A 25,718-nucleotide genomic window follows, 5' to 3' on the forward strand; every position below is an offset into this window, starting at 1 on the left:
ATTAAAAGCGGTAAATGAAATTAAGCGTAGAGGTTGTACCGTACTTCCAGGTATATATTTTGGTGTCGTATTCCGGGTTATACCTGGTGCCTTTGGGGTCAATCTGCTCGGCCGGCCATGGTTTAGTGCCTTCGCCGGGATAGGGTTGTACGGAAGGGGTGGGCTGTGGAAATTTGGTATTGCTCGGCGGAAACAGGTTACGGTAGTAAAACAACTCGCTGTTCAGCAAATTACTTACATTTAAACGCAGCTCGGCTTTATTACCCTTCATAAATTTATAGCTCAGCTGCAGGTCAACCATATTCCGGCTATTTTCATACAGGTCTTCGGCACGGTCGGGCGAGGCATAAACAATGCGTTGCCCAAAACGGTTAAAAGTAGCATTAAAACCAAAATGTTTGCCGGTGTACAATATCCCGGCATTAACTATGTATGGCGATTGGCCCATTAACGGCCTGCTTCGTTTACTGGATACTACATTTCCGTCGTCATCTTTGGTAAAAGCTGTTCCCAGGTCAACGCTGGCATTTATATAGGTAAAATTACCCGAGAGGTATAAATCTTTTAAAAAAGAGGATGGCGATATAAATCCGAGCGATTTACGTGCATCTACCTCAAAACCTGTGTTGGTGGCTGATTGCAGGTTCTTATAAAACTGGTAGCGTGTAGGCGATGTTGATACAACCACCTCAATAGGATTAATAAAATCTTTACGAAAGCCCGAAACAGACAATATCTCACCCGGCGAAGGATAAAACTCGTACCTGATATCGAAGTTTTTTACAGAAGTACGCTTAAGATTATCACCACCGATAGAAACAAATAAGTCGTAATCAAAATAGCTAAAAAAAGACAGCTCCCTAAAATCGGGTCTTGCTACCGTTTTGTAATATGCCGCCCTGATGTTCATTTTGGGGGTTAAGGCATATATCGCATTTACTGATGGCAGCCAGTCGTTATTTTTTGATTGGATGAGGCTGTCAACAATTGGGGCCACCCCGCCGGGGGTTGCTCTGCCGCGCGTTCTGGTAAAAACATTCTGCTCGTTCCGTTCGTACCTTATACCACCTATCAGCCGCAGATCTTTAAGCGGTTTCAGATCAAGCATGCCATACATGGCATTGAGGTTTTGCCTGCCCTTATAACCTGTGCCTGCACCAGCCCTGGTTATACCGTCGCCCTGTGGGGTGGTAGTAAACAGGTACAAATTACCGTTGGCAAATTGTGAAGGATCATAAACATCATAATATGCCATCCCATCGTAACGACTGTTGCTCGTTCCGTCTAAGGTTACCGTACGTATCCGGTAAAAATCGGCCCCGAAATCTGCCTGACGCCTGCTGCCCTGGTAGCCCACTTTTAGCGACTGGCCAAGCCCGAGCAGTTTGAAAGGAAGCTGCCAGTTGGTTTGCCAGGTATAGCGTTTCTCTGCCAGTTCCGAATAAAAAATGTTACCATATTGAAAATTGGCATCACTGAAATTATATGAATAATAATCATCAGGATCGAAATTATTGGCTAAAGTTCTGCCGCTCTCCATCAGCCTGGTAAAAGGCTGGTCGCGGTTTACGGTAGACAGTGAAAAGCCGTAATCGCCTTTTATACCAAGCTTACTTAATGTATGTTCGCCCGTAAAGTTTGTTTGAAACAATTGGTTAATAACGGTTTGGTCGCTATAGTTATTTACAAACCGGTTATCGCCCATATTGGCGCCGGTGAAGGTAAAATACTCGTCGCTAAAGCGGCGGTTATACGTATTTTTCAAAGTGAACTTGTTGGCACCACTGGTGTAGGCCAGATTAAGGCTGCCGCCCCAAAGGGTATTGAACAAATAATCTGTCCCCTTATAATCACGTACCGTAGATACATACACATCATGCTGATTGTTCAGCTGCTCGTTGCGATAGGTAAGCGCCCCAACAACGCCCAATGTGGAGTTATCTTTAAAGGGGAAACGGTGCGCAGCCGTAAACTGATAGCTTTGGATAGGCCGGGCGATATACTTACGCAACGCCCAGTTATCGGGCATGGTACTTAAAAACTTTGCCGCCTGCGCTTTTTGATCAGCAGTGGCTGTACGGTCATTTATCTGGATTGCCAGGTCATCATATTGCCCCAAAGTCATGCCGACCGGTTTACGCTGATAATCATTAGCAAAGCCCAGGTAATTGGCAGTACCGCGGTGCCCGCCTATCAAATCTTTACCGGTTGAGCGACTGTTGTAGCCGCTTGCAATATTAAACTCCACAAAGTTTTCATCCGGGATGTCTTTGGTGGTGATCTGTACCAGTCCGCCGGTAAATTCGCCAGTAAGATCGGGCGTGGCGGTTTTGTTTACCACAATATTATCAACCAGCGAACTCGGGATAACATCAAAAGCAAAATCGCGGCGGTTAGGCTCCGAACTGGGTAATGGCGAGCCGTTAAGCAACACATTGTTATACCTGTCGCTCATGCCGCGTATCACCACAAATTTGTTTTGCGATATCTGTAAACCGCTTACCCTGGCAAGCACCTGCGCGGTATTGTTATCGGGCGTACGGCTGATCTGCTCGGCGGTAATACCATCTGACATGGCCGCGTTATTTTTCTGCCTCGCGTACAAACCCTCTATCGAGGCTTTACGGTAGGTGGCTGTTACTGTTACCTCGCTGAGCGTGTTATTAGCCGGTTTAAGGCCAATGTTAAGCGGCGTTACCTGCTCTTCGGTTACAACAATGCCGGTTACACGCTGTGTTTGGTAAGACAGGAAACTAAACTCAAGCGTATAAGTACCAGGTTGCAGGCTTAACGTATAAGCGCCGTCAACACTGCTTTGCAGACCCCGCCCGGTTTCGATAACCTTTATCGTCGCCCCCGGTAGCGCCTGGCCTTTTTCGTCGACTATCTTACCCGCTATCCTGCCGGGTTTGGCTAAGGGAGCCGACCTGGTAATAGCGATCATGGAATTTTCACGGTTAAACTGTAACCCCTTTTGCTGCGCCATCTCTTTGATGAGGTATTCCAGCGTTACCGCTTTGTTTGATAGCCTGATATGGGTCATATTGCCTATTTCTTCGGCATACACAAAACTAAAGCCCGACTTTTTTTCCAGTTCGGCCAGGATATCTTTAAGGGCCCTGCCATTAGTTGAAACAGAAACCTTAATGTTTTTTAAATTTTGCGACCGCACGCCTGAAGCCAGCATCACTCCCGTAAAGGTCAGGGTGATCAGCGTTACCAGGAATGTCAGTCTCGTCATAAAATACAATAGTTTAATTACACTTCTTTTTGTAGAATTGTACATAGCTTTTTTAAATGATTATTGTGTTCGTACTCAATGATGATGAAAGCTAATCGGGGCGGGAGAGGTGAGATTCTTTCGCTCCTTCTTTCATACTTGTGATGGTTTAAGTTCTCTTATACTATCATCGCTTCCTTTCTTTTAATTCGTCTGTCCCTGTTACCATATCTGTACCGTCTTTCCTTTTATCTCATGCTTAAAACCACCGGCTATGCTTAGCATTCTCAGTACGGTTTGCAGGTTTTCGTTCTTTGGCTTCAGGCTGATGCGCTTGCTTTTTAAGGCCGGGGTTTTGATGATTATTTTTACGCCGTACCATCTTTCCAGCCGTTTACAAATGTCCTCCAGTGTTTCATTCTTAAAAACAAGTTCTCCTTTTTGCCAGGCAGTGTAATCTGCCGGATCTACCATGTTTTCAGCGGCTTTACCCGTTAACCGGTTGTAGGCAAGCTGTTCACCCGGGGTAAGCATCCAGGTTTTACCGCTGCCCTTTGCCATAACGCCAACTTTGCCTGTAGCCACCACAACAGCTATGGTTTTATCAGTATTATAATGACGCACATCGAACGAGGTACCTAACACCTGGATCTTCAATTGCCCCGCCTTAACTATAAATGGCTTATCAGTATCATGAACCACCTCGAAAAAGGCTTCGCCCTCCAGTGAAACCTCACGCTGCTGGCCGGTAAATTCATCAGGGAACCTGATGCTGCTGGCATTGTTAAGGGTGATGCGTGAGCCGTCGGGCAGGGTAATGATCTTGCGCTCGCCTGTTTGGGTTTTGGCCACGGTAAACGCAGGCTGCCGGCCGGCAGGCAACAACCACCATAAACCCGCAACTATGAGCAATACTGCCGCGGCAGCCGCAGGCAACCAAGGCCGTAAACATTTTACCGGCGTCTCCGGAAAGAAATGTGCATGAAGATTTTTTTCGATCTGCTGACCAACGCGTTCTTCTTCCGCGGTATCGCGAAAGACCCGGCCTTCAGACAGATCGAGCTGGCTGAACCAGCGGGCAAAGAGTTCCTTCTCCTGTAGGTCGGCAGTCTTCCTGAAGATGCCGCGGAAAGCGGACGTTAATTTTTTTTTGTTCTGCATTTGTATCAATTAAACACAGAGGCAAAAAAGTACTACAAGAAAAAGTTAAGCTTATATTAAAGTTTTGTTAACCAGATCAGAAATGCTACCCGGCTCACCAACAGGCCACTCGCGGTAGCTGCCGACCTGATCCTGGACAGGGCATTACTCACCTGATTTTTAACCGTTTGTGGCGTAACCCCGAGGCGACCGGCAATCTCGGCGACCGAATATTGACCGCTTCGGCTCAGCAGAAAAATTTCTTTCATCTTTTCCGGCATTTCTTCAATGGCCTGGTAAATCAGGTTTACCATCTGCTCAAATTCAGTTTCGGTTTCTTTTGCGGCAAGCGGGTCGAAGGAGGTATCGGTTGCCTCTGCCTGGTTCAAAAACTGCTGAAAATTACGGTAATGTTTATCACGAAAACCGCGGCTGCGGAAATAGTTGGATAGCTTGTAAAGCACGGCCGTCCGCAGAAAGTTCCTCACCGGGATAGCGATTTCCAATTGCTCCCTTTTGGCGTAAAAATCTGTAAATACGTTCTGTGTCAGGTCGGCCGCGTCATCACGGTCGGCAGTTTTTTGATAGGCGATGGTGTAGATATATTTCCAGTAGCGCCGGTAAAGTTCGGTAAATGCCGGGTAGTCCGAAGTTTTGATCCGTTCAACCAGTTCACTATCGGCCATTTCTTTCATCGGCGCCAAATTAGAAAGTGAATATGAACTTTAGGTTAAGGTAGCCTGCGCATTATAACTCTTTACATCAATTACTATTATACTTACCCGCCGGGCAGCGGAATAAATTAACACCTGGGCTTTAGGTTGATCTTCTTCTGATAATCAATGATCAAAAAATATAAAAGCAGCTATGCGATATTGCGCGCATAGCTGCTTATTGTTTTTACCAGTTTGGATTTTGTTTCAAATTACGGTTTAACAACAGATCCTGCGTTGGCAGCGGGAAAAGGTAATCCCTCTCTTCGTTAAACTTTTTAGGGGTGTTAGGGTTAATAACGATGTTGCCACCGGCAGTGCCGTTCTCTAATGTTACATCAACACCCAGTTTCAGGAACTGTGCTCCCGGCAAGGTTGGTTGCGTACCTTCGTAAATAACCAGATCGGCCTTACCATCGCCATCAAGGTCGTAATTGCCCGTACCCGGGAAGTAAGCGCCCTTAAACTGGTCGGCCAGTAAATGTCCTTCTTTCCAGCGCATCAGGTCGTTCCATCTGAAACCCTCCATCACCAATTCAATACGGCGTTCGCGGCGAATTTCCAATACCACCCCTTTATTACTACCGGTTACATGCGTGTATTGCCCTGCCAGATAAGCATCAGGGTTGCTGTTGGCATTGGCAAGGTTCATACCCGGCATGCCTACCCTATCGCGCAAGCGTTTGATAGATTTATCCAGATCGGCCTGGGTTAATGTACCGAGTTCGGCTTTTGCTTCGGCAAAGTTCAGCAATACTTCGGCATACCTGAAAATAGGCAGCGGGTTCGGCGATTTTCCGTTTGCATCATTAGGCTGGGCCGTTACAAACTTGGTAAGCTGATAACCGGTTACCGTACCGCTGTATGATGGCGGCAAAACGGTAGTACCATCTACCCTTTTATAGCCTGCGGTGCGTACCGTTTGCGACAGGCGCGGATCGCGGTCTTTAGTTTCATCATAAAACTGAATTTTGTTATAATCGGCCTTATCGGTAAAGCGCGAACCGTCCTTCATCAGGTAGCTGTTTACCAAACGTTTTTCCAAACCCGGTTTACCAAATGATGGCGATACGGTATAGTAGTTCACATTATGGAAAATTTGCGCGCTGGCGCTGTATTGCCTGGCCAGTATCACTTCGGTAGTGTTAACGGTAAGGGCGTTAAACAGGTTGGCATACGCTTTATCAGTTGTGCTGGTAAATACATTGTACGGGCCTTGTTCTATTACCTGCGCGGCAGCATCTGCCGATAGTTGCAGAAAACGATCAGCATCGGTCAATTTAAACTCGGTATGGTATTTTCTGAAAGTACCTTCAAATAAGCAAAACCTCGATTTTAATGCCAACGCGGTCCACTTGTTTACTTCGGCCGGTGATTGATTAGTGGGTAAATGCTCAATAGCGTAATCAATATCCTTAACAACCGAGTCCATCACCATAGCGCGCGGGTCGCGGCCTTTGGTAAGGGCTTCGTTATCGGTAGCTTCAATAGGTTTTGAATACCATGGCACATCGCCATAACGGGCTACCATATTGGCGTAAAAATACGCCCTGAAGAATTTTGCTACCGCCACATACTTTTCGGCAATAGCCGGACTGATGCCGCCACGCTGATAGTTTTGCAAAAAGTAGTTTACGTTGCGCAAACCTTCCCAGCTCCAGCCGCCACCCGCTACGGGTACGGCACGGTTACCGGTCAGTTTCTGATCTAAACCCGTAAGTACAATATTGTCGCTATTTTCGGTATACAGGCTGGTAAAAGCGTGGTCTTCGCCATCGGCAATGGGCAGCATGCTATCATAAAATGATAGTACGTATAACCTCAGCTCATTTTCAGTAGCGAAACTTTTATTAGGTGATATTTGCGAAAGCGGTTCCCTGTCCAATGATTTTGAACATGATGCAAGCAGGGCCATGCCTGCCATTGCTATATATAATATTTTTTTCATTTATGTAGTTGCTAAACATTAAAAGGTTACATCCAAACCAAGTGTATAGGTTTTCATGAAAGGGTAAGCCCTGCCGCCTATATCCGCGCCATCAGGTGTAATTTGTTCCGGGTCGATGTATTTTGATTTCAGCTTGGTAAACGTGAACATGTTTTGCCCTGTGAAGAAAAACCTTACACGCTCTATCTTCCACTTTTTAACTATTGCCGATGGCAGGTTATAACCCAGCGTAGCGTTCTTTAGCCTGATGTAAGCTATATTTTGCAGGTATTTATCGTTGTTATCATACAACTCACCACCTGAATAAGCCGCGTAGCCCCTGTTGATAGGGAAGTAAGAGTTAGGGTTTTCGGGTGTCCATAATTTGCTTTCAAAATCAACCGGGATAAATGATGAATATGGTCTGCCGAATGTTCCCCAAAACATGCCTGCCTCAGTATTAGGGTACCAGTTTTGTTTACCAATCCCCTGAAAAAATAAAGAAAGATCAAAGTTAGCATAGTTGAAACCCGCATTGATACCGAACGAATAGCGCGGTAACGAGTTACCTATCTTTTTCAGGTCGCCATGATCGTCCAGTGTATTCTTGCCGTTATTGATCACGCCATCGCCGTTAAGGTCCCTGAATTTCAGGTCGCCCGCGTGCAGCTGGCTCCACTCGCCCGGCGAACCGGTACGCTGACCATCCACATAATCCTGATTAATTTTCCAGTTTTTAGCTTCCTCGTCAGATTTGAAGAAACCATCAATGCTGTATCCCCACATTTCGCCAAGTTCCTGCCCTTCGTAAAAGTTGTTCAGCAATTTGTTGGGGTTATCAAATTTGGTGATCTTAGCCTTATAATCTGACAGCACCACGCCAAAGTTATAGCCGAAAGGTTTATCGCCAATAGTACCGTTATCTCTCCAGTTTACGGTCAGGTCCCAGCCCTTGGTCATCAAATCACCTGCATTTTGTTTTGGTGAACCGGCACCGTATACCGATGGTAATGTTTTACCATTGATCAGCATATCGGTAGTTTTGCGGCGATACCAGTCAAACGACGCTTGCAGCCTGTTATTAAGGAAAGCCATATCTACACCAAAATCAAGCGAGGTTGATTTTTCCCAGGTAAAATCGGGTACTACCGGGTCGGGCGCACTCAATGTTTGTGCCTGGTTGCCGTCAATTATCCACCTGGTAAGGGTTGATTTAATTACCGGGATATATGGGTAAAGGTTGCTACTGCCCGAGCCTACATCCTGGTTACCCAAAGTACCGTATGATGAGCGCAGTTTAAATTCAGATACCGCGGGTTTCAGGGCGCTGAAGAATTTCTCTTCGCTGATACGCCAGCCGGCCGATACCGACGGGAAGAAACCGAAACGGCTATCGCTCGGGAAACGCGATGTACCATCGTAACGACCATTAACCTCTAACAGGTATTTACCGGCGTAATCATAATTGATACGGCCAAAGTAACCTAACAGCGCGTATTCGCTGGCGTTGCCGCCTGCCTGCTGCGTGCCGGTGCCTAAATCTATCTGGTTCAAATCTTCAGATAACAGGTTTTGGCGCATGGTAGTATTGGTTTTGTACCGTTGCAGCTCGTAGTTGTAACCGCCTGTAAACTTGAAGTTGTTTTGGCTGATCTTTTTCTCGTAAGTGGCAAACAAGTTTACCGAATGGTGCTGATCTGAACGGGTACCTTCATTATACTGATCGTTACCCTCATAGTTAATTACCCCCGGAATAATTGACCACGGTATTTTTGTTTTACGCTGAAAGTTTGATCCGGGACTTAACTGGTAGGCATAGTTACCATTTAAAACCAAGCCTTCGGTGATAGTCGCGCTAAAGCCAACGGTATTGGTAAAATCGTAATTTTTGGTACCGCCAAGGCTTTTGCCATTTTGCAGATCGGCATACTCGTTAGCGCCGTAGTTGTTCAGGTTGGTACGGTAAGTAAAAGTACCATCGGGGTTTTGCGGCACATAAGCGGCCATAGCGTGGTTATACAAACCAGGGTTATTAGAATTATAACCATTGGCAGGCCAGGTATAATCATTAGCGGCAAACTGCGTGTTTGAAAATACAGTTAACCATTTTGAAAGATGCGCGTTAATTTTAGCCCTGAAATTGTAAGCGTTGTACACATCCTCACGTAAATACGATTGATAAATACCTTTTTGCTGGTAATAACGGCCCGACAGCATAAAGTCAACCTTATCATTACCACCCGTAATATTGAGGTGGTGCTCCATAGACGGGGTGTTCTTTTTAAACAGGAAGTTCCACCAATCGGTACTGCCGTAATAAACATATTGCTCTTGCCCGTTACGGTTTTGCACCACTACCTGCGGTAATGATTTATCAGTTTGCCTTAATTTCAGTTGTTCGTAATCTTCGGCAGTATAACCGCTATAGCTGTTACCCACGTTACGCGAAAAGGCTTCGTCAACCAAACGCAGCTGTGTATAACCATCGGTAATAAAATCGGTACGGGTGGTAACCTGTTGAATACCGTAATTACTGCCGTAGTTAACCGTTAGCTTACCGTTTTTGGCTTTTTTGGTAGTAACCAATATTACACCGAAGGCTGCCCTTGCACCATAAATAGCAGATGACGCCGCGTCTTTTAATACCGTTACGGTTTCAATATCGTGCGGGTTCAGCATGTTGATATCGCCGGTTACGCCATCTATCAATACCAGTGGCGAACCGCTCACATTGGTGATTGACGCGTAACCACGCACGTTATATTTACCCGTGCTACCCGGGTGACCATCGCCAAAAGTGATGTTAAGGTTGGGGATAGTACCTTGCAAGGCCTGCGCCACACCTGCCACCGGGCGATCATCAAACACTTTAGAATCTACCTGGCTTACCGCGCCGGTTAAGTTTACCTTTTTTTGCGTACCGTAACCTACTACCACCACTTCGTTAAGTCCGTTAAGCGATGGCAATAGTTTAACATCCAAATTGGTGGTTTCGCCTGCCTTTAATTGTACATTTTGAAAACGCTGGCTTTGGTACGATACATAGCTTACCTCCACGGTATAAATACCTGCCGGAGCCTGTAGGCTATAGTTACCGCCATCGTCACTCTGAATGGCCTGGTTAAGCTCCATTATTTTAACGGTGGCCCCGGGTAAAAACAAGCCCTTTTCATCAACCACTTTACCGGTTAGTTTGGCAGGCTGCATTTGTTTTATCTCCTCGCGGGTAAGCTCGTTAATTACAATAACACCGTTTACTTCCTTAAACTTAAGCGGATGCGGTTCAAACAGTTTTTTAAGTATTACCTCCAGTTTTTCGTGCTGAAAGCTTGCGTTTGAGGCATTGAACCTGCTTAATAATTTGCGGTCGTAGGCAAAGTAAACCTTGCTTTCGTCCTGCAAATCTTTTATGGCGGTTTCCAGTGTTTCGTTTTTAATGGTTACAGATACCCTTTTATCAAGCACCTGCCCGTTACCGGCAAACGATGGAAACAACAATGAAATGGTGGTGAGTATACTTATCAGAAGAAAAGTTATTCTCATTGTTTTAATGATGAGTTTGTTAAATTTTAATTTCATACATTGTATGGCTTTTAAATTGTGAAATGATTTGAAGCTTTTGCCGTTACAGCGGCAGTACAGGGAGACGGTTGTTACAGCAACTGTCTCTTTCTTTTTTAGCGGAAAATTTCTACGGTATCCCTCCTTTGTTTAATTTTTAAATGATGAATTGCGGCTACTACCTCCAATACTTTTACAGAAGACATGGAGGTGTTTAAGGTAGCCGTGAAGTGTTTGTGTTGTATTGTATTTTCGGCGGTGGTAACATGTACCCCGTATTGCTTATTTATCAGTACGGCCATTTCGTAAAACGAAGCATCGTTTAATACGAGGTAGCCTTTTTGCCAGGCCAGCGTACTTTCATCCAATCGGGATAAACTGATTTTGGCTTTGCGTTTATCAAATACAAGCTGTTGGCCTTTCACTAAAAAACGTGCAGGCTCATGCGCAACCATTACCCCTACCTTGCCCTGGGTTACCCCAACCGACATCTTTTTCAGTTCGCGGTAGGCCCTGATATTGAAGGCCGTACCTAACACCTGCGTGGTAAGCGGTCCGCTTTTTATTATGAATGGTCTCGTGGCATCGTGCTTTACATCAAAATAAACCTCGCCATCGGTAATGTTTACATCGCGCCTTTTAGTAAAATCGTTATTGATACGTATGGATGACGCGCTGTTGAGGGTAAGTACCGTACCATCGGGTAAATTAACCAGTTTGCGTTCGCCGGTTTTGGTGCTAATAGTGGTGTAGCCTGCATCAACCCTGGCGGCAACAGGTGCTTTATAGTTGTTTTGCCAAAGCAGTAAACCAACAGCGCCAAAAACCAATATGGCCGCGGCGGCTTTTAACCAGTTATAGTTTAATTGTTTTACAACGGCCGGTTCTGGATTTACGGTAGCTTGTATGCTTTTCCATATCTCTTCGCGCACCCTGTCTTCTTTAGCTCCGGTAATTTTAACAGGGGCTTCATCGTCCAGCTTGCGGTACCAGTTATCAACAGTTTGTTCTTCGGCCGGGGTGCTTTTGCCCTCCAGGTAACGTTTTAGTATTTGCTTAATTTTTAAGCTGCCCATTCAGTATGCTTTTTGACCTATTATCAAAGCAAACCGCTTTTGGTACTATACGAAGTGTGTTAATGTTATATTAAGTTTCACTACAGCCGGGTACTGTAAAGCAGGCAAATTACGGGTACCACCCAGTCGCCGGTTTGCTGCTCAAGCACAGTCGCACGCAGTCTTTTAAGAGCCTGGCTAATTTGGTTCTTTACCGTTTGTTCGGATAGGTTAAGCTTGAAGGCTATATCAGCAATAGAAATATCCTCGTCTCTGCTCATACGGAAAATAAGCTGCATTTTGCCCGGCATAGCTTCCACTACCGAATCAAGGCGCATCTTCATTTCTTTGCCTTCCATTAAACTTTCGGGGCTTGCCTCCAAAGGTATTTCGAGCAGGGCTGCCCGTTTAACCTTGGCCGAGGTGTAGGTATAAAAGCTTATTACCCGGTACTTTAACGCGGTAAACAGGTAACGGCCTAAATCATCGTCTGTTTCAATACTGATGTGGTGGCGGCGGTTCCATAGCGATACCATTACTTCCTGTATCATATCTTTGGCCTCATCCTCATCAACGCTTTTGCAGGCACGTATATACAGGGCTTTCCAATACCGCTCATATAACAAACGGAAGGCACTACTGTCATCTGCCTGTATAGCCGCTAACAGATGGGTATCACTTCCGGTTTGTATCTCGCTCATTGCAGCGCAAAAATATCTCTTAGCTTTTGCTTAGCCTATGCCCGAAATGTTATGAATTTATTAAGAATGTTGTAAAAATGTTACATTGAAGGTTTTATATAATGGCTATTCAAGAGAGAAAAGTTTTTAAATCAACGGGGATTCTTACCGTTTTCTGTTTTTCCAAGATTAGACCTTTCACACATGAATCAACATGTTCTGCGGATGAATATTGAATTGGGGATGCAAAAAGAACACTGCTAAGCTATCTTATTGACATCCAGTTAACACTATATTCTTTATCTATGCGTATATTTGCGTATTAAAAAGATTTCAAATTCCTTTCTACGCAAGCATCAGCAACCGCTGAATTCTCTGAGAGAACCATTTCGCTTTCCGCGCATTCTAAGGCACAGAATCTTTAACATTCACTTTTAAATTATTTTAATAAATGAGGCAACTTAAAATTAGTGAGTCGATCACCAATCGTGAGACAGCGTCGTTGAATCAATACTTGTCAGACATTGCAAAGATTCCGATGGTTAGTCCGCAGGAAGAAGTGATTTTAACTCAAAAGATAAGGGAGGGCGACCAGGCGGCGTTGGAAAGGTTAACTACAGCAAACCTTCGTTTCGTTGTATCTGTAGCGAAACAGTATCAAAGCTCCGGATTAACACTGGGCGACCTGATTAACGAAGGCAATCTTGGTTTGGTTAAGGCGGCAAAACGTTTTGACGAAACAAAGGGGTTTAAATTTATTTCCTATGCCGTTTGGTGGATCCGTCAATCTATACTTGCAGCAATTGCCGAACAATCGCGCATGATACGTTTACCTTTAAATCAGGTAGGCGATCTTTCAAAAATAGCTAAATCGGCTTCAAAGCTTGAGCAGGTATACGAAAGGCAGCCAACACCTGAGGAACTGGCGGAAGAGCTGGAAACTACTGTAGATAAGGTGAGCAATTCACTTGCCCATTCCGGAAGGCACCTGTCATACGATACGCCGTTTTCAAGCGATGCAGACAATACACTTTTAGATGTGTTACAAAGCGCTGAACCGGGCACGGATAAGGAAATGATCAATGAATCGCTAAGCATCGAATTAGCTGACAGCATGCGCATGCTTGGAGAAAAAGAAAGAGATATAATAGAGCTTTTCTTCGGATTGAAGCACGGACAACCTCACAGCCTGGAAGAGATTGGTGAAAGGTATTCCTTAACACGCGAAAGAGTAAGGCAGATTAAAGATAAAGCATTGGCAAGATTACGTGATAACAGGCGGGCCAAATCGCTGAGATCCTATTTAAATTAAACAACCGCTGCATTACGCGGATGCTTTAAATAACAGTCGGCTTAATATATAAAGGGGCAGTTTTCAAATTGAAAACTGCCCCTCCCTTTTTTGCTTAATAAGCGTTAAACTCAACGTTTTTTATTGGTATGATTTTACCGAAATTGGCTTTTGATACAGCATGTTTAGATAAAAAAAAGTGCCGGCCCTCTTAGTTCCGACACTCCTCTATCAACCACACACATCTATTACCTTTTAACTACTTCGGCCAGCTCTATCATGTTACCCCATGGGTCTTGAAAAAATGCCAGCTTGCGGGTAATGGCCTCCAGGTAAAAGGTATCGCCAACAATGGTTACACCGCGTTTTTTTAGTTCGGCAAGCGTTTTATCAAGATTGGTAACGTGCATACAGATGTGGTGATAACCGCCCACCCCCAAACTTTTACCAAGATCACTGTATTTGGTTTTAGGGGTAAGCTTGCCGCCGGCCAAAATCTCGATCCAAAAATCGTTGGTATTGGCAGGTGCCAGATAGGCCAGCTTTTCATCCGCATAATCCCACTCATGAATAATGCGAAAATCTAATTTTTCGGTATACCATTTAATGGCGGCAGCATAGTCAGGCACCCGTATACCTACGTGATTGCCGCTTAAACCGGCCAGGGCGCTGTTAGGGTTAAGCGCGGGCATGGTAAAACCTGTTTCTTCTGTTTGTTGTGCTTTTACTACAGCTATCGATAAGGTAAAGAACGCTATGATCAATAAACTGATTCTTAATACTGTTTTCATGATACTTAATTTGAAATTGATGATTGTTTACTGTTGAATGAAATCGGATTAGTTTACCTGCGCTTTTGCGGCAACATCGTCATGATCGGTACCGGTTATGGTATCGTACCAGTTGGTAATATCCTGTTCAAAAGCGGCTGTTTTTTCGCGGAAGCGTTGCAGGGTATCACTACCCAATGGCAAATGCACCGGCGGATTTTCTGCATTACCCAATTTTACAAAGGCCAAAGCCAGTTTTTCAGGGTCGCCGGGTTGCTGGCGGTTTGCTTTAGCGGCAAAATCGCGCATGGCGCCTACAGTTTCAGCATAATCATCAATTACATTTTTGCTGCTGATCAATGAGGATTCATCCAGGAAGTTGGTACGGAAAAAGCCCGGAGCTACCACCGTTGCATGTATCCCCAGTGGTTTCAATTCCTGGGCTAAAGCTTCGGTAATACCTTCGATAGCGAATTTAGTTGAACCATAAAGCCCCCAGCCCATATAGGCGCCCAAACCACCTACCGATGATATATTGATAACGTGGCCCGAACGTTGTTTACGCATTGATGGCAGCACAGCCCTGATCACGTTAAGCGAGCCAAATACGTTAACCTCATAATTTTGTTTTACTTCGGCATCACTGCCCTCCTCTACGCCCGAAAGCAAGCCATAACCGGCATTGTTAATTAATACATCAATACGGCCAAAGTGCTCTATCCCCTGCTGTACAGCGGCTTTTACCTGCTGCTCGTTGGTTACATCCATAGTAACCACATATAAATTAGCATCGCCGTTAAACTGAGCGGTAAGTTCATCAGCTTTGCTGCGAACAGTTGCCACTACCTGATCACCTGACGCTAATACGGCCCTGGTGATATCTAAACCGAAGCCTCTTGAGGCGCCGGTAATAAACCATGTTTTTTGAGTTTTCATTTTATATATTTTTTATTTTTTTGATACACCAAAGTTCCGTAGAAACGCCCCTGCGGACTATATTAATAACAAAGGTTACTTTATGAATTTCAAAGATTGGGGCATCTTAACACTGCATAACTAAGCCTGCAATAGCTATGATGTAATCTTCTATACTTATGGGTGTATACCTGTTTAAAGCAGGCGGTAAATGGATCGCTTCCGGATAACCTCGCTAAACAATTGATCTTCACGAACGGGTATAGCGGGCAGCGTAAAGTTGGATTGACCGGCAAAGCCGATACAATAATTTATATTTTGTAACGATCAACGTTGGTGTACTTACAGCCTCAATGGCTATACGTACACCAACGTCGATCGTTTTTTATATTGGTTTCGTTTATTGGTTTAGCGTGTGATGGTAACCGGTGAACAGAGTTAATGCTTTCCATTTTTCCAGTTCAGCGGTCATACCGGCCAATTTTTGGGCAACGCGATTATATGCATCCTCGCCGAGCAGCAACCTTAAAGGCGGGTTTTCCATTTCAGCTACCCAGACAATAGCCTCTGCCGCTTTTTCGGGGTCGCCGGGCTGATGTCCATTATTTGCCAGCAGCCTGTTTTTAAAATTGCCCGCAGTGGCATCATAGTCGGCAATGGTGCGTTTGGCTATGGCCAGCGAGCTATCTAAAAAATTGGTTCTGAATGCCCCCGGTTCAATAATAGTTACTTTAATGCCCAGCTCTTTACATTCGTGATACAGGGCCTCAGATAAACCTTCAACCGCATACTTCGCGGCGTTATAAATACCAAAACCGGCAGCACTTACTAAACCCGATGCCGACGACAGGTTAATGATATGCCCGGAACCTGCTTTACGCATAACCGGCAACACATAGCGGGTCATACGCAGGGTTGCTTCAACATTAATGGCCAGTACTTGGGCAATTTCTGTTTCACTCGCCTCTTCAATAGCTCCTGCAAATCCATAACCGGCATTATTTATCAGTATATCAATACGGCCATATTTAGCGGCTATCAATTCTACCGCATTCTGCACAGCTGTTTCACTGGTTAGGTCGAGGTTTATTACTTCTATATTTTCGTGCTTACGCACTTCTGCATTAAATTTTTCAGTATTCCTGGTGGTAGCAATAACTGTTTGCCCTCTTGATAAAAGATATTTTACGGTGGCTAAACCGAGGCCTTGCGAAGCCCCGGTTATCAGCCATGTTTTTTGATGATTCATAACGGTATTTTTAAATTTAACTGATATCCTTTGCAAACAATACAAATTCAATAACCGGCTTGGTTAGTAATGGCGTTATGCTGCTAACCATTTCGGCAGTAGTAGATAACGCGTTGTGCGCATTTAAATCCTCCTGATTTTCCCAGCGTTCATAAAGCACATAGCGGTTATCACTGTTGTTAACTTTCAGCAAATGAAATTCTACATTACCGGGCTCCTGCCTTACCAATGGCACAAAAGCTTCAAACAGGTTCACAAACTCCTCCTCTTTACCTGGTATAGTTTCAAAGGGTACTATAAGCGTGGTAAGCGGCCTGTGTTTTTGCTTTTGCAAATCGTGCCCGGCGGGCCACAAATCAGTCAGGTAATTCATTTCTATAGGTTCGGTAAGGTCTGCCAGTTGCAAATCAAAGGCACCTGTAGTGTAAGGCTGAATGAAATGATTTTCCAGTTCACCCTGATTTTCCCAGCGTTCAAACAGATAAAAATTATCGGGTTCGCCTTCGGCCTGGTAAAGCTCCATTTTAAAATTCCCGGCTTCTGTACGGGCACCGTAAACATCCGCTAAAAGCGCTTCGCGGGCTTTTTCAATGCTGCGCGATTTGGCCGCCACCTTAACAAATAACGTAACCGCTGCCTGCTGTACATTCGTAGCCTGATCTATTGTTTCCATGATCGTTTTCTGTTTAAATGGATAATTATTGATGGATCTCTATTTCGCTCCTGTCGGTATACAGTTTCCAGAACAGGTCGGCTAAAACCAGCGGCGAATGCGTTGTACTTTCAGGATTAATAAAGCCGGCTACGGTTAATAATCCTACATAAATACCTTCATCTTTTAAACGCTCGTGTAATTGGTAGGCCAAACTTCGCAGACCCGCTTTACCTATTGATAATGATCCATAAGCCGCCATCGGACTAACGCCCAGACCACCACCGGTTAATAAGAAGGCACCTTGTTTTGCTTTTAAATTTGGATAAGCAGTTTGCAATGATTGTACGGCGCTGCCCACGTTAATTGTAAATTCATAAGTAAGGTCGGCCGCGGTTTCTTCCATAATATCTTTGGCTTTAACCACCGCTGCGTTATACAATACCACATCAAAGCCATCTACCTTTGCAGAAAGCGCTTTAATAACTTCATCAAGCTGCGCAGCATTGCCGGCATCAGCGGCGGCATAGGTTACTTCGATCCCTTTGGCGCCCAGTTCATTTTTTATTTTTTCAAGATTGGCTGCACTACGGCTAATCAAACTGATGCTAAAATCCTCTTTAGCAAACTTTTCGGCTACGCCCAAACTCAGGCCCGGGCCTGCGCCGATTATTAATATTGACTTTTTCATTTTGTTTATCATTTATTTGACAGAACAAATTTCGGCACAAGGGCTGCCCCGGGTTTTACGAATAGCAAAGCATGTATTATGAATATCAAAGTTTTAAAACAGAGGGGTAAACACATCATACAGAATGCAAACATGCCCTCCGTTTTTTAAAACGCAGGGCCTGCTAACCTATGGGTATAAACAAAAAATCAGGCGCTCTTTCTGAACACTGCCGGGGTAACACCGGTATTCTTTTTAAAGAAGAGGTTAAAGCTGGGCTGTTCGGCAAATCCTATACTGTAGCTAATGTCTTGTAAACTCCAGTCGGTTTGCAGCAACAGTGCCTTTGCTTCATCTAAAATACGATTGCGTATGTGTGTACTGGCGTTTTGGCCTGTATGTTTTTTCAGCAGCGCGTTAAGGTAATTGGGATGCATGTGCAAGTTATCGGCAAACTCCTTAGCGGTTTTGATACGGATGGGTGTGCTGTAATTAATGCCTGATGTTTCCTTTTCCAGCAAATCAAAAAAATGATGAATGTGGGAATAGTCCTCGGTTACTTCATCAGGTTTAGGATGGCGGGCTACCTTCATGCTTTCTACCATCAGTAATTGCAGAAAGGCCTGCATGGCATCTTCTTTAAAATCGCCATCGCTCAGCTCTTCCTCCTGCATCCTTTCAAAATACTGGCTAATGCGGGGCACCTCGCTTTCGGTTAACCTGATCACGCTTTTTGATTTATCAGTAAACAGCGCGAATTTATCTATCACTGCCTTAAGTTGGTTATGATGATTTATGAAGGCTTTTTTAAACAGTACGTAATACCCGCCCGATTCTTCCGAAAGGTTCTTCCACGAAATGATATCATTAGGATGGATGAATAAAAGCGTGGGCTCCTCAACATAATAGGTATTTAACCCCATAGTGAATACACCTGTACCTTTAGTGATCAACAGCACTTTATAAAACTCCCGCCTATTGGGCGAAAGGTAGTTACGGCATTCGTGCTGTTCCCGGTTAAATACCCGGATGGTCCAGTCCTCAAAAAACTCACGAAAAACGGGAATCATGTCGGGCAAATCGCGTAGCGTATCGATGGCTTTACTGTCTAAGGTTGTTTTTATCATGATGGCAGGTATGTGTGAGGTGTTTATACAAATCTATCTAAAAATTGAATATAAGTATGTGTTGATTGGTCACCAAAAGTTAAGCTTTATCAGTTTGGCGTATCCTCAAAAAAGCCGGTTGTAACAACCGGCCTTCCTTTCATTGCTGATAATGAAATTATATGGTGTTTTCCCAAGCTTTTACCTGGTGATCTTTCAGCATGTCTTCCACAAATTTCGGAACCACATTACGGAACTTGCCGGTATCTGATGGTACGATCTGTATCATCGCGTCAATCATTTCTTTCGGGTCTAAACGTCCTTCGGGAGTGCCCAGCAGCGAATCGAAGTTGGCTTTCATATCGGCGCGTTTGGTAAAATTCACTTCGTCATCTAACCAGCGGAAAGCATTTTCGGCCATGGTTTCGTTATAGCCGGTGAGGTAGGCACCCGGGTTAATGGTTTGTATTTTAATATTATATGATTTCAGTTCATCTGCCAGGGCTTCAGCAACCGCTTCAAGCGCGTGTTTGGTTGATACATAAATACCGTAGCCTGATGGTGTAAACAAGCCGCCCATTGATGAAGTGAATACAACTTTGCCCGCTTTACCGGCATTGATCCATTTGTTGATAAATTGCTGCGACAGTTCAAGCGGAGCGAAAACGTTGGTTTCATAATTAGCACGCACCAGTTCGACAGGGATTTCGAATACCGGGCCGCTTTCGCCGTAACCGGCGTTGCTGAACAGTACGTCGATATCATATTTCAAGGCAACTTTTACATCGTATTTGTCGAGGATATCCAGCTTGATCACTTCCAGGTTATCGCTTATACCCAGTTCTTCGGCCTTTTGGCGCAATGGGGTTACCTGCGGTGAAATTTGCACACCGGCAATTACTTTATGACCTAACTGAGCAAGACCGATCGCTGTTCCTTCACCAAAACCAGAGCCCGCTCCGGTTATCAGAATTGTTTTTGTAGTTGACATGTTATTTAGTTTTTGGTTTGTTAAAAAATTGATTTGATATATAGTTATTTAGTTGTTTTTATATTGTGCTGCCTGCGGTTGCTATTTCAAAATCCTGGTCGGGGCTGCCGCCTGATACACCGATGTAAGCTATTATTTCACCTGCTAACCTTACGGGCATGCCGCCTTTAAAGGCCACCAATCCACCATTGGTGTTTTCCAAACCATAGGATTTGTTTGCGGGATCTAAGAACGCGCCGACCGCTTCTGAGTTCATGCGGAAGAGCATGGCTGTTTTGGCTTTACCCATAGCAATATCAATTGAACCAAGAAAGGCATCATCCATACGCAGGAAGGCTTTGATGTGCCCGGCTGTATCAAGAATGGTAATGTTGGCATTAACGCCAATTTGATTTGCTTTACCAACCGCCTGGTCAATGGCTTGTAAAGCTTGTGCTTGTGTGGCTTCCATTTTATTTAGTTTTTAATTATTGTGCTGATGTTTTGATGAAACAAAGTTGGGCAGAACGCCCGGGGTGTTTTGTAGTAATAACACAGCTTTTATTATGAATTTCAAAGATTCGTGTGCCTGTGACGGTTTTAACGAGATAAACTTTAATCAGCAGGCGCTATACCGGCGTTGTTTCAATTGTCTTTTTTTGATCTATCTCCGGCCGGTTGCCGTTGTTTAAAAACAGAAACGAGGCTAAAAAAGGCCGTATCAAAAAACTGGTCTTCACCATGTTTTTAAAACTGTATCCCATTTCAAGAAGACTATAAATGTTTTCCCATACAGATATTCCGTATTCATTGTAAGGTATACTTACAGGCCCCTTAGAAAAACGGGATATGAATGTAGTATTGAAAATGTTAATGTGCGGGCCGGTAAAATACAGTTCATAAATGGTCCATGGATCATGCTCATCAGCCCAATAAGAAATGCGCTTTTCAATTGCCGGGATAATGATAAATTGATTGGGGCGAACAATGTATTCGTAATTACCGGTAACACAATGCCCTTTGCCTTTTACAGAGTATATAAATAGGTTATCCTCGCATCCGTTAGGGTAATTACAAGTATGGAAATATGCCCGCGGGAAGTACCCAATCTGCGTAATATAAATACCAAAAAGTGCGTCCGCCCTGGCTTTCGCATCATTTAAAACGGGTGAAAGCACCCTGATGAGTTTCTCCTCCTGAAAAACATCCTTTCTGTTAAGGCTACTCTTCATATACGACACCCTCTGTTTAAAATCAAGATAATCATGTGGTTATGTGTTTTTTAAACATTATGCATTGTTATTAGCTATGTGAGATGAATAATGTATGTAGCTGATAAATATTGGCTTACGGCAAAGCCTTTAGTTCAATGGTTTCGTTAACAGAGGTTTTAAAACTGAGCAAATCGCCGTTAAGCTGCTCTTTGCTGCGGCCATTGCGAACCAACAGTACCGCTTTACCCACCCAAGGGTTTACTATGGTGCAATCCTTTCCCTTTTCGCTCTTAATTTTAACATTGGCAACAGTTCCTTTTGATAACCTTGCCGAGATAAGAAATGCCCCCCACGCCCTGATGTTGGTAAAAGCCGCATCCATTTCGCGCGGCCAAACACCAAATAAGCGAATACGGTTGCCCACACTCATGCAAAACATCTCCTGAAGGGCGTTGGCCACGGTACACGCGTTCTCTATACCATGCGGATTATCGAGCTGAAACCCGTTAGGATATGTACGCAAAGCATATTTATGCAGCTCATCAACTATTTTACGCGGGTTATAACCCACCCTTATAGCAGCCATATAAAAACTATTGGTTGAGTTATGATGATCCCAGCGTTGTATGGCCTCTACCGTATTTAGGCCGGTAGCCATCATTGCCGTATCGCTGTTAAGTGTAATTCCATTGGCCGGATATATGGCAGAGGAACTTGCCCCTCTTACAATACGCCCCTGATCATCTGCTTCGGCGCCGCGTAAAACCTGTTTGCCCTGTTGTAACTGAACAGGAAAATCACTTAACCGGGCTGATATATCTTTCCATTTTGCCTGCCTTTGCTCATCTCTTTTTAGTTGGGTACTCAGATCTATCATCAGATCGAGCGCGTCGCGAAGCAACGCCAACGACATGCTTGGATTTTTATTATAGCCTGATTTTTCGTTTTGAGCATCGTCATAAATCACATAACGACCATTCTCCAGCTTCAGAAAATCTTCCCAAAAATCAATCACGCCCAATACATAAGGGTATATCAGTTTGCCATAATCAACATTGTAAGTACAGCGCCAATGCTGCGCCATATTTACAACCCCGAACACCGCATTTGATTTTTGTTTATAAAACAAGCCGCCCGAATCAACATCGGAAGTTAAAGTATACCCGTTATCTGAACCTGTCGGGAAATCGCGTGTAACTTCAACCCCTAACGGCCCTATTCCAACCGGGTACAGTATGCCCCTCGTTTTTGTTACCTGTTTGGCATACCACGCCCCGCGGGGCATAAAATCAAGCAGCGGCGCTTCCTGTACCGATGCTTGTTGAAGCCGGTTTGCACCATACAACGCGTAAAATGGCGCGTAAAAGTTGTAGTTTAAATGGTAATCGCCATTCCAGGTGGGTTTATCGGTTGTACACCATCCAAATATAGCCGGCGGAAATTTTGTATCCCTACTACAAGCAGCCATGGTGTAAAGACCCTGGTAATACGCTTTCATCAGCACCGTATCGGCAACACTTAAGGAGGATTTTTGCCAGTATGCCTGCCACCATGCAGTATGTTGTTTGGCGAGATTACTGACGGTACCGCTATCAATCTCAGCTACCCTTTTCAGGGTATACGCCAGCGGAGCCCTGGTTTTAAATTTACTTTCAAAAGCCAATACAAGCGTAACGGGTTTGCCCGGAATTACCTTAATCTTGTAGCCTTTTTGGTTAATCGCTTTAACAGCTACGTCTATTTCGGTTGGTATATCCACACTATCAGTAAACGCCCGGGTAAGGTGTTTAATACCGCCCGTTTCGCCTATGGTTAGTTTTGCAGCGCTGTTTTCAGGCGCGTTAAGCGCGATGTTAATTGATGACGGCTCATTTAATGCGCTAAGTGTAATAAATATTAAGTTATCAGTTGCCGAAACCCATGACCGGGCTTGTAATTTCTGTTCTCCATTAGCTATAACGCAAGTGGTTGTACCATCAAACAGCGATTGCCCGGCGCTAAAACCGGCATCGGCCAAGCCGTCGATCTTGATATCCAGATACCCTGCCACACGCGGCCCCGAAAGATGGTCGGCTTTTGATTGTAAACGCCAAAAGTCATTTTTTGACAGGTAATAACGCAGTATACTATGCTTAAACCCTACACTCATGGTGATATCGCCGTTACCCATAAGCGGCGCATCAACAGAGGCAGTATTTGGTATATGGGCGGGTGCGGAGGTCCATGTGTTATGGTAGTTTACCGGTTGTGCTATCACCTGCAATACCATAAACTGTAGTATTGTACTTAATAAATATTTTCTCATTCTTTAGTTTAAACCCCGCTGGTATTACATCTCCAATTGCATGCGGTATCTTTTGGCTGCTTTAATCAATAAATAGTATCGGCATTAGCTTTTATCCGCTATACATTTATCATCAAAAAAACAGCTGATCAGTTCAAGAATACTGCTATGCATAATAGAGATCGATCAATAGAAATTGGCTTTATTACAGGAGGAGTACCCTTAAAGCCGCGTTACCCTAAAAAATAAATGAGAAAGTTTTGCCGGTTGTGCGGGCCAGTAAAAATCACGCCTAAGAATATTAATACCGCGGGTGCATAGTTAGAGGCACGGTAATTATTATATATTTATTTTGAATGTATAAAAGTTATTATCAATTAAAATATGTTTGTAATTCCATTTGTAAAGTTATAAAAGGGTATCCCCGATGAAAACTATTGAACTTGATGATACCGAATTGCTTAAGAGGTTGCAGAAAGGCGACAGGGAGGCATTTAATATCCTTTATAACCGCTATTTCTCAAAATTATACAGCGTAGTTTATAAACGCGTAAAGTCAAAAGAAATAGCAGAAGAGATAATTCAGGAACTGTTTACTACCCTATGGGTAAAACGTATAGATCTGAATATTGAGCACGCGTTTGCATCTTATGTTTTTACTGCAGTAAAATACATGGTATTTAAGCACTTCAGAAGCGAACAGGTAAAACGGGCATATATTGACAATGCAAAAGCCATATATGCCGATCTTGATAACTACACGGAAGAGGTTATTTTATTTGACGAACTAAACAACAGTTTTGAAGCAGCCATAAAAGAGCTGCCCGCCAAAACAGGTATGGTGTTCAGACTAAGCCGCAAGGAGCATAAAAGCAATAAAGAGATTGCCCAGTTGCTAAACATTACTGAAAAGGCCGTGGAATATCATATCACCAAGGCGCTTGCCATATTACGCATCAATCTGAAAGATTTCGTGGCTCTCCTTTTTCTCCTCACCGCTTATTATCTCTGATAAAGCAGGTTCTGAAATATTTTTTTATTTTTTTTAGGGTGCCGGTCTTATTAGGGTACTTCTGCTATATATAAACCAAGTTCCATCTTATTTTCCTGATACAATGAGCCATAATATCCCTGAACTTATAGATAAGTTCTTTGACGGAAAATGTACCGCCGAGGAAAAGCTTTTGCTTGATGAATGGTATTATTCATACGAAGCCGAAAGTGAACCGGAAGAGCTATTGGATGACGATAAAAGACAGGCTTTCGAAGCCCTGATGCTCGGGCGGATCAATGACAATATCAGGAGGATTGAAGGTGCATCGTCACACTTAACAGTTGTGCAAAAGCCTGCAAAATTAAAATGGCTTATTTATGCCGTATCGGGCATGGCTGCTATGCTGCTCGTCGCGATAGGCGTTTATTTTTTACAACCTGAAAAACACGGTAAACTCACCGCGAAAACCACTAACGTCGCTCTGCCTGATCAGCAGAACAGGTTAATGCTTACGCTATCCAACGGAAAAAGAGTTTACCTGGATAAAGGTCTTAACAACCTGAAAGAAAGCGATGGTTCTATAATCAACATCGAAAAAAACACCATTACTTATACCAGTAAACACCGGGCCGGCGCTGCTGCTCAAAACATTTTAAACGTACCTACAGGCCAAACCTACAGGGTAAATCTTTCTGATGGTACGGTGGTGTGGTTAAATAATGTATCTGAATTGACGTATCCTATTGCTTTTGATAAATCAAAAGACCGTGTGGTCACTTTAAAGGGCGAAGCTTATTTTGAGGTATTTCACGATGCTTCAAGGCCGTTCAAGGTAAACGTAACCGGAACCGAAATAGCGGTATTAGGTACGAAATTCAACGTCAACACATTTAACAAGGGCGCTGTTACAACTACCCTGCTTGAGGGTTCTGTTAGGGTAAGCAGCAAGGGCAGCGTGGGTTTACTTAAGCCGGGGCAGCAAGCCGTAACTGAACAAGCGAAAATAAGCATCAGCAACGCCGACCTTCAAAAAGCCATAGCCTGGAAAAATGGATATTTCCGTTTCAGAGAAGACGGTATTGAAACCATACTGCAACAGGTGGCCAGGTGGTATAACATCGATGTTAAATATTCAGGCGCTATTCCACAGGGATTGCACTACAGCGGTAAAATCGTGCGGACCGAATCGCTGGACGAAGTATTGTCGATGCTTACAGATATTACCAACCTGAAATTCAAACGCACCGGGAACACCCTATGGGTGAACAATAAATAATTAATTAAGTATAAACACCTTATATAAATGC

At 44.0% G+C, this 25,718-nt stretch carries 20 protein-coding genes; 3 read left to right on the plus strand and 17 right to left on the minus strand.

Going from position 1 to position 25,718, the window contains the following annotated elements:
• Nucleotide 1: 1 nt before the first annotated feature.
• The 7 genes from AC07NA_RS16330 to AC07NA_RS16360 form a co-directional block, all read right to left on the minus strand.
• Nucleotides 2-3,241, minus strand: coding sequence for a TonB-dependent receptor (locus tag AC07NA_RS16330; RefSeq protein ID WP_494898655.1), 3,240 nt, complete (start codon nucleotides 3,239-3,241; stop codon nucleotides 2-4).
• A gap of 201 nt (nucleotides 3,242-3,442) precedes the next feature.
• Nucleotides 3,443-4,381, minus strand: a complete 939-nt coding sequence (locus tag AC07NA_RS16335; protein ID WP_494898656.1) for a FecR family protein — start codon at nucleotides 4,379-4,381, stop codon at nucleotides 3,443-3,445.
• Between the two features lie 56 nt (nucleotides 4,382-4,437).
• Nucleotides 4,438-5,055: an RNA polymerase sigma factor gene (locus AC07NA_RS16340; protein ID WP_494898657.1), complete on the minus strand. Its 618-nt coding sequence runs from the start codon at nucleotides 5,053-5,055 to the stop codon at nucleotides 4,438-4,440.
• 205 nt (nucleotides 5,056-5,260) lie between these two features.
• A complete protein-coding gene (locus tag AC07NA_RS16345) occupies nucleotides 5,261-7,021 on the minus strand; it encodes a RagB/SusD family nutrient uptake outer membrane protein (protein ID WP_494898658.1) in 1,761 nt (586 codons plus the stop codon).
• An 18-nt stretch (nucleotides 7,022-7,039) separates the two neighbouring features.
• Complete coding sequence (locus tag AC07NA_RS16350; RefSeq protein WP_494898659.1) at nucleotides 7,040-10,543, minus strand: SusC/RagA family TonB-linked outer membrane protein; 3,504 nt, start codon at nucleotides 10,541-10,543, stop codon at nucleotides 7,040-7,042.
• 134 nt (nucleotides 10,544-10,677) lie between these two features.
• Nucleotides 10,678-11,637: a FecR family protein gene (locus tag AC07NA_RS16355; RefSeq protein WP_494898660.1), complete on the minus strand. Its 960-nt coding sequence runs from the start codon at nucleotides 11,635-11,637 to the stop codon at nucleotides 10,678-10,680.
• A gap of 80 nt (nucleotides 11,638-11,717) precedes the next feature.
• Nucleotides 11,718-12,317, minus strand: a complete 600-nt coding sequence (locus AC07NA_RS16360) for a sigma-70 family RNA polymerase sigma factor (RefSeq protein ID WP_494898661.1) — start codon at nucleotides 12,315-12,317, stop codon at nucleotides 11,718-11,720.
• 430 nt (nucleotides 12,318-12,747) lie between these two features.
• Here AC07NA_RS16360 and AC07NA_RS16365 point away from each other — a divergent pair, with 430 nt between their 5' ends.
• A complete protein-coding gene (locus AC07NA_RS16365; protein WP_494898662.1) occupies nucleotides 12,748-13,608 on the plus strand; it encodes a sigma-70 family RNA polymerase sigma factor in 861 nt (286 codons plus the stop codon).
• A 227-nt stretch (nucleotides 13,609-13,835) separates the two neighbouring features.
• Here the strand turns inward: AC07NA_RS16365 and AC07NA_RS16370 are convergent, their stop codons facing one another.
• From AC07NA_RS16370 to AC07NA_RS16415, 10 genes are all read right to left on the minus strand, one after another.
• The gene (locus AC07NA_RS16370) at nucleotides 13,836-14,378 is read right to left on the minus strand and encodes a VOC family protein (RefSeq protein WP_494898663.1); all 543 of its coding nucleotides are present in this window, start codon (nucleotides 14,376-14,378) and stop codon (nucleotides 13,836-13,838) included.
• A 48-nt stretch (nucleotides 14,379-14,426) separates the two neighbouring features.
• On the minus strand, nucleotides 14,427-15,293 hold the full coding sequence (locus AC07NA_RS16375; protein WP_494898664.1) for an oxidoreductase: 867 nt from the start codon (nucleotides 15,291-15,293) through the stop codon (nucleotides 14,427-14,429).
• Between the two features lie 379 nt (nucleotides 15,294-15,672).
• Nucleotides 15,673-16,521: an oxidoreductase gene (locus AC07NA_RS16380; protein ID WP_494898665.1), complete on the minus strand. Its 849-nt coding sequence runs from the start codon at nucleotides 16,519-16,521 to the stop codon at nucleotides 15,673-15,675.
• A gap of 16 nt (nucleotides 16,522-16,537) precedes the next feature.
• A complete protein-coding gene (locus tag AC07NA_RS16385; protein ID WP_494898666.1) occupies nucleotides 16,538-17,194 on the minus strand; it encodes a putative quinol monooxygenase in 657 nt (218 codons plus the stop codon).
• A 25-nt stretch (nucleotides 17,195-17,219) separates the two neighbouring features.
• A complete protein-coding gene (locus tag AC07NA_RS16390) occupies nucleotides 17,220-17,864 on the minus strand; it encodes an SDR family NAD(P)-dependent oxidoreductase (protein WP_494898667.1) in 645 nt (214 codons plus the stop codon).
• A gap of 188 nt (nucleotides 17,865-18,052) precedes the next feature.
• Entirely contained in the window at nucleotides 18,053-18,970 is a 918-nt protein-coding gene (locus tag AC07NA_RS16395) for an AraC family transcriptional regulator (protein ID WP_494898668.1), read from the minus strand.
• A gap of 157 nt (nucleotides 18,971-19,127) precedes the next feature.
• Entirely contained in the window at nucleotides 19,128-19,940 is an 813-nt protein-coding gene (locus AC07NA_RS16400) for an SDR family oxidoreductase (protein ID WP_494898669.1), read from the minus strand.
• A 58-nt stretch (nucleotides 19,941-19,998) separates the two neighbouring features.
• The gene (locus tag AC07NA_RS16405) at nucleotides 19,999-20,391 is read right to left on the minus strand and encodes a GlcG/HbpS family heme-binding protein (RefSeq protein WP_494898670.1); all 393 of its coding nucleotides are present in this window, start codon (nucleotides 20,389-20,391) and stop codon (nucleotides 19,999-20,001) included.
• A 157-nt stretch (nucleotides 20,392-20,548) separates the two neighbouring features.
• The gene (locus AC07NA_RS16410; RefSeq protein ID WP_494898672.1) at nucleotides 20,549-21,151 is read right to left on the minus strand and encodes a cupin domain-containing protein; all 603 of its coding nucleotides are present in this window, start codon (nucleotides 21,149-21,151) and stop codon (nucleotides 20,549-20,551) included.
• A 115-nt stretch (nucleotides 21,152-21,266) separates the two neighbouring features.
• A complete protein-coding gene (locus tag AC07NA_RS16415) occupies nucleotides 21,267-23,438 on the minus strand; it encodes a glycosyl hydrolase family 95 catalytic domain-containing protein (protein WP_494898673.1) in 2,172 nt (723 codons plus the stop codon).
• 406 nt (nucleotides 23,439-23,844) lie between these two features.
• Between AC07NA_RS16415 and AC07NA_RS16420 the strand changes: the two genes are divergently transcribed.
• Complete coding sequence (locus AC07NA_RS16420) at nucleotides 23,845-24,429, plus strand: RNA polymerase sigma-70 factor (protein ID WP_494898674.1); 585 nt, start codon at nucleotides 23,845-23,847, stop codon at nucleotides 24,427-24,429.
• A 103-nt stretch (nucleotides 24,430-24,532) separates the two neighbouring features.
• On the plus strand, nucleotides 24,533-25,687 hold the full coding sequence (locus AC07NA_RS16425) for a FecR family protein (RefSeq protein ID WP_494898675.1): 1,155 nt from the start codon (nucleotides 24,533-24,535) through the stop codon (nucleotides 25,685-25,687).
• Nucleotides 25,688-25,718 lie beyond the last annotated feature (31 nt).

It is taken from the genome of Mucilaginibacter sp. GW821-FHT07G05, assembly GCF_059418565.1.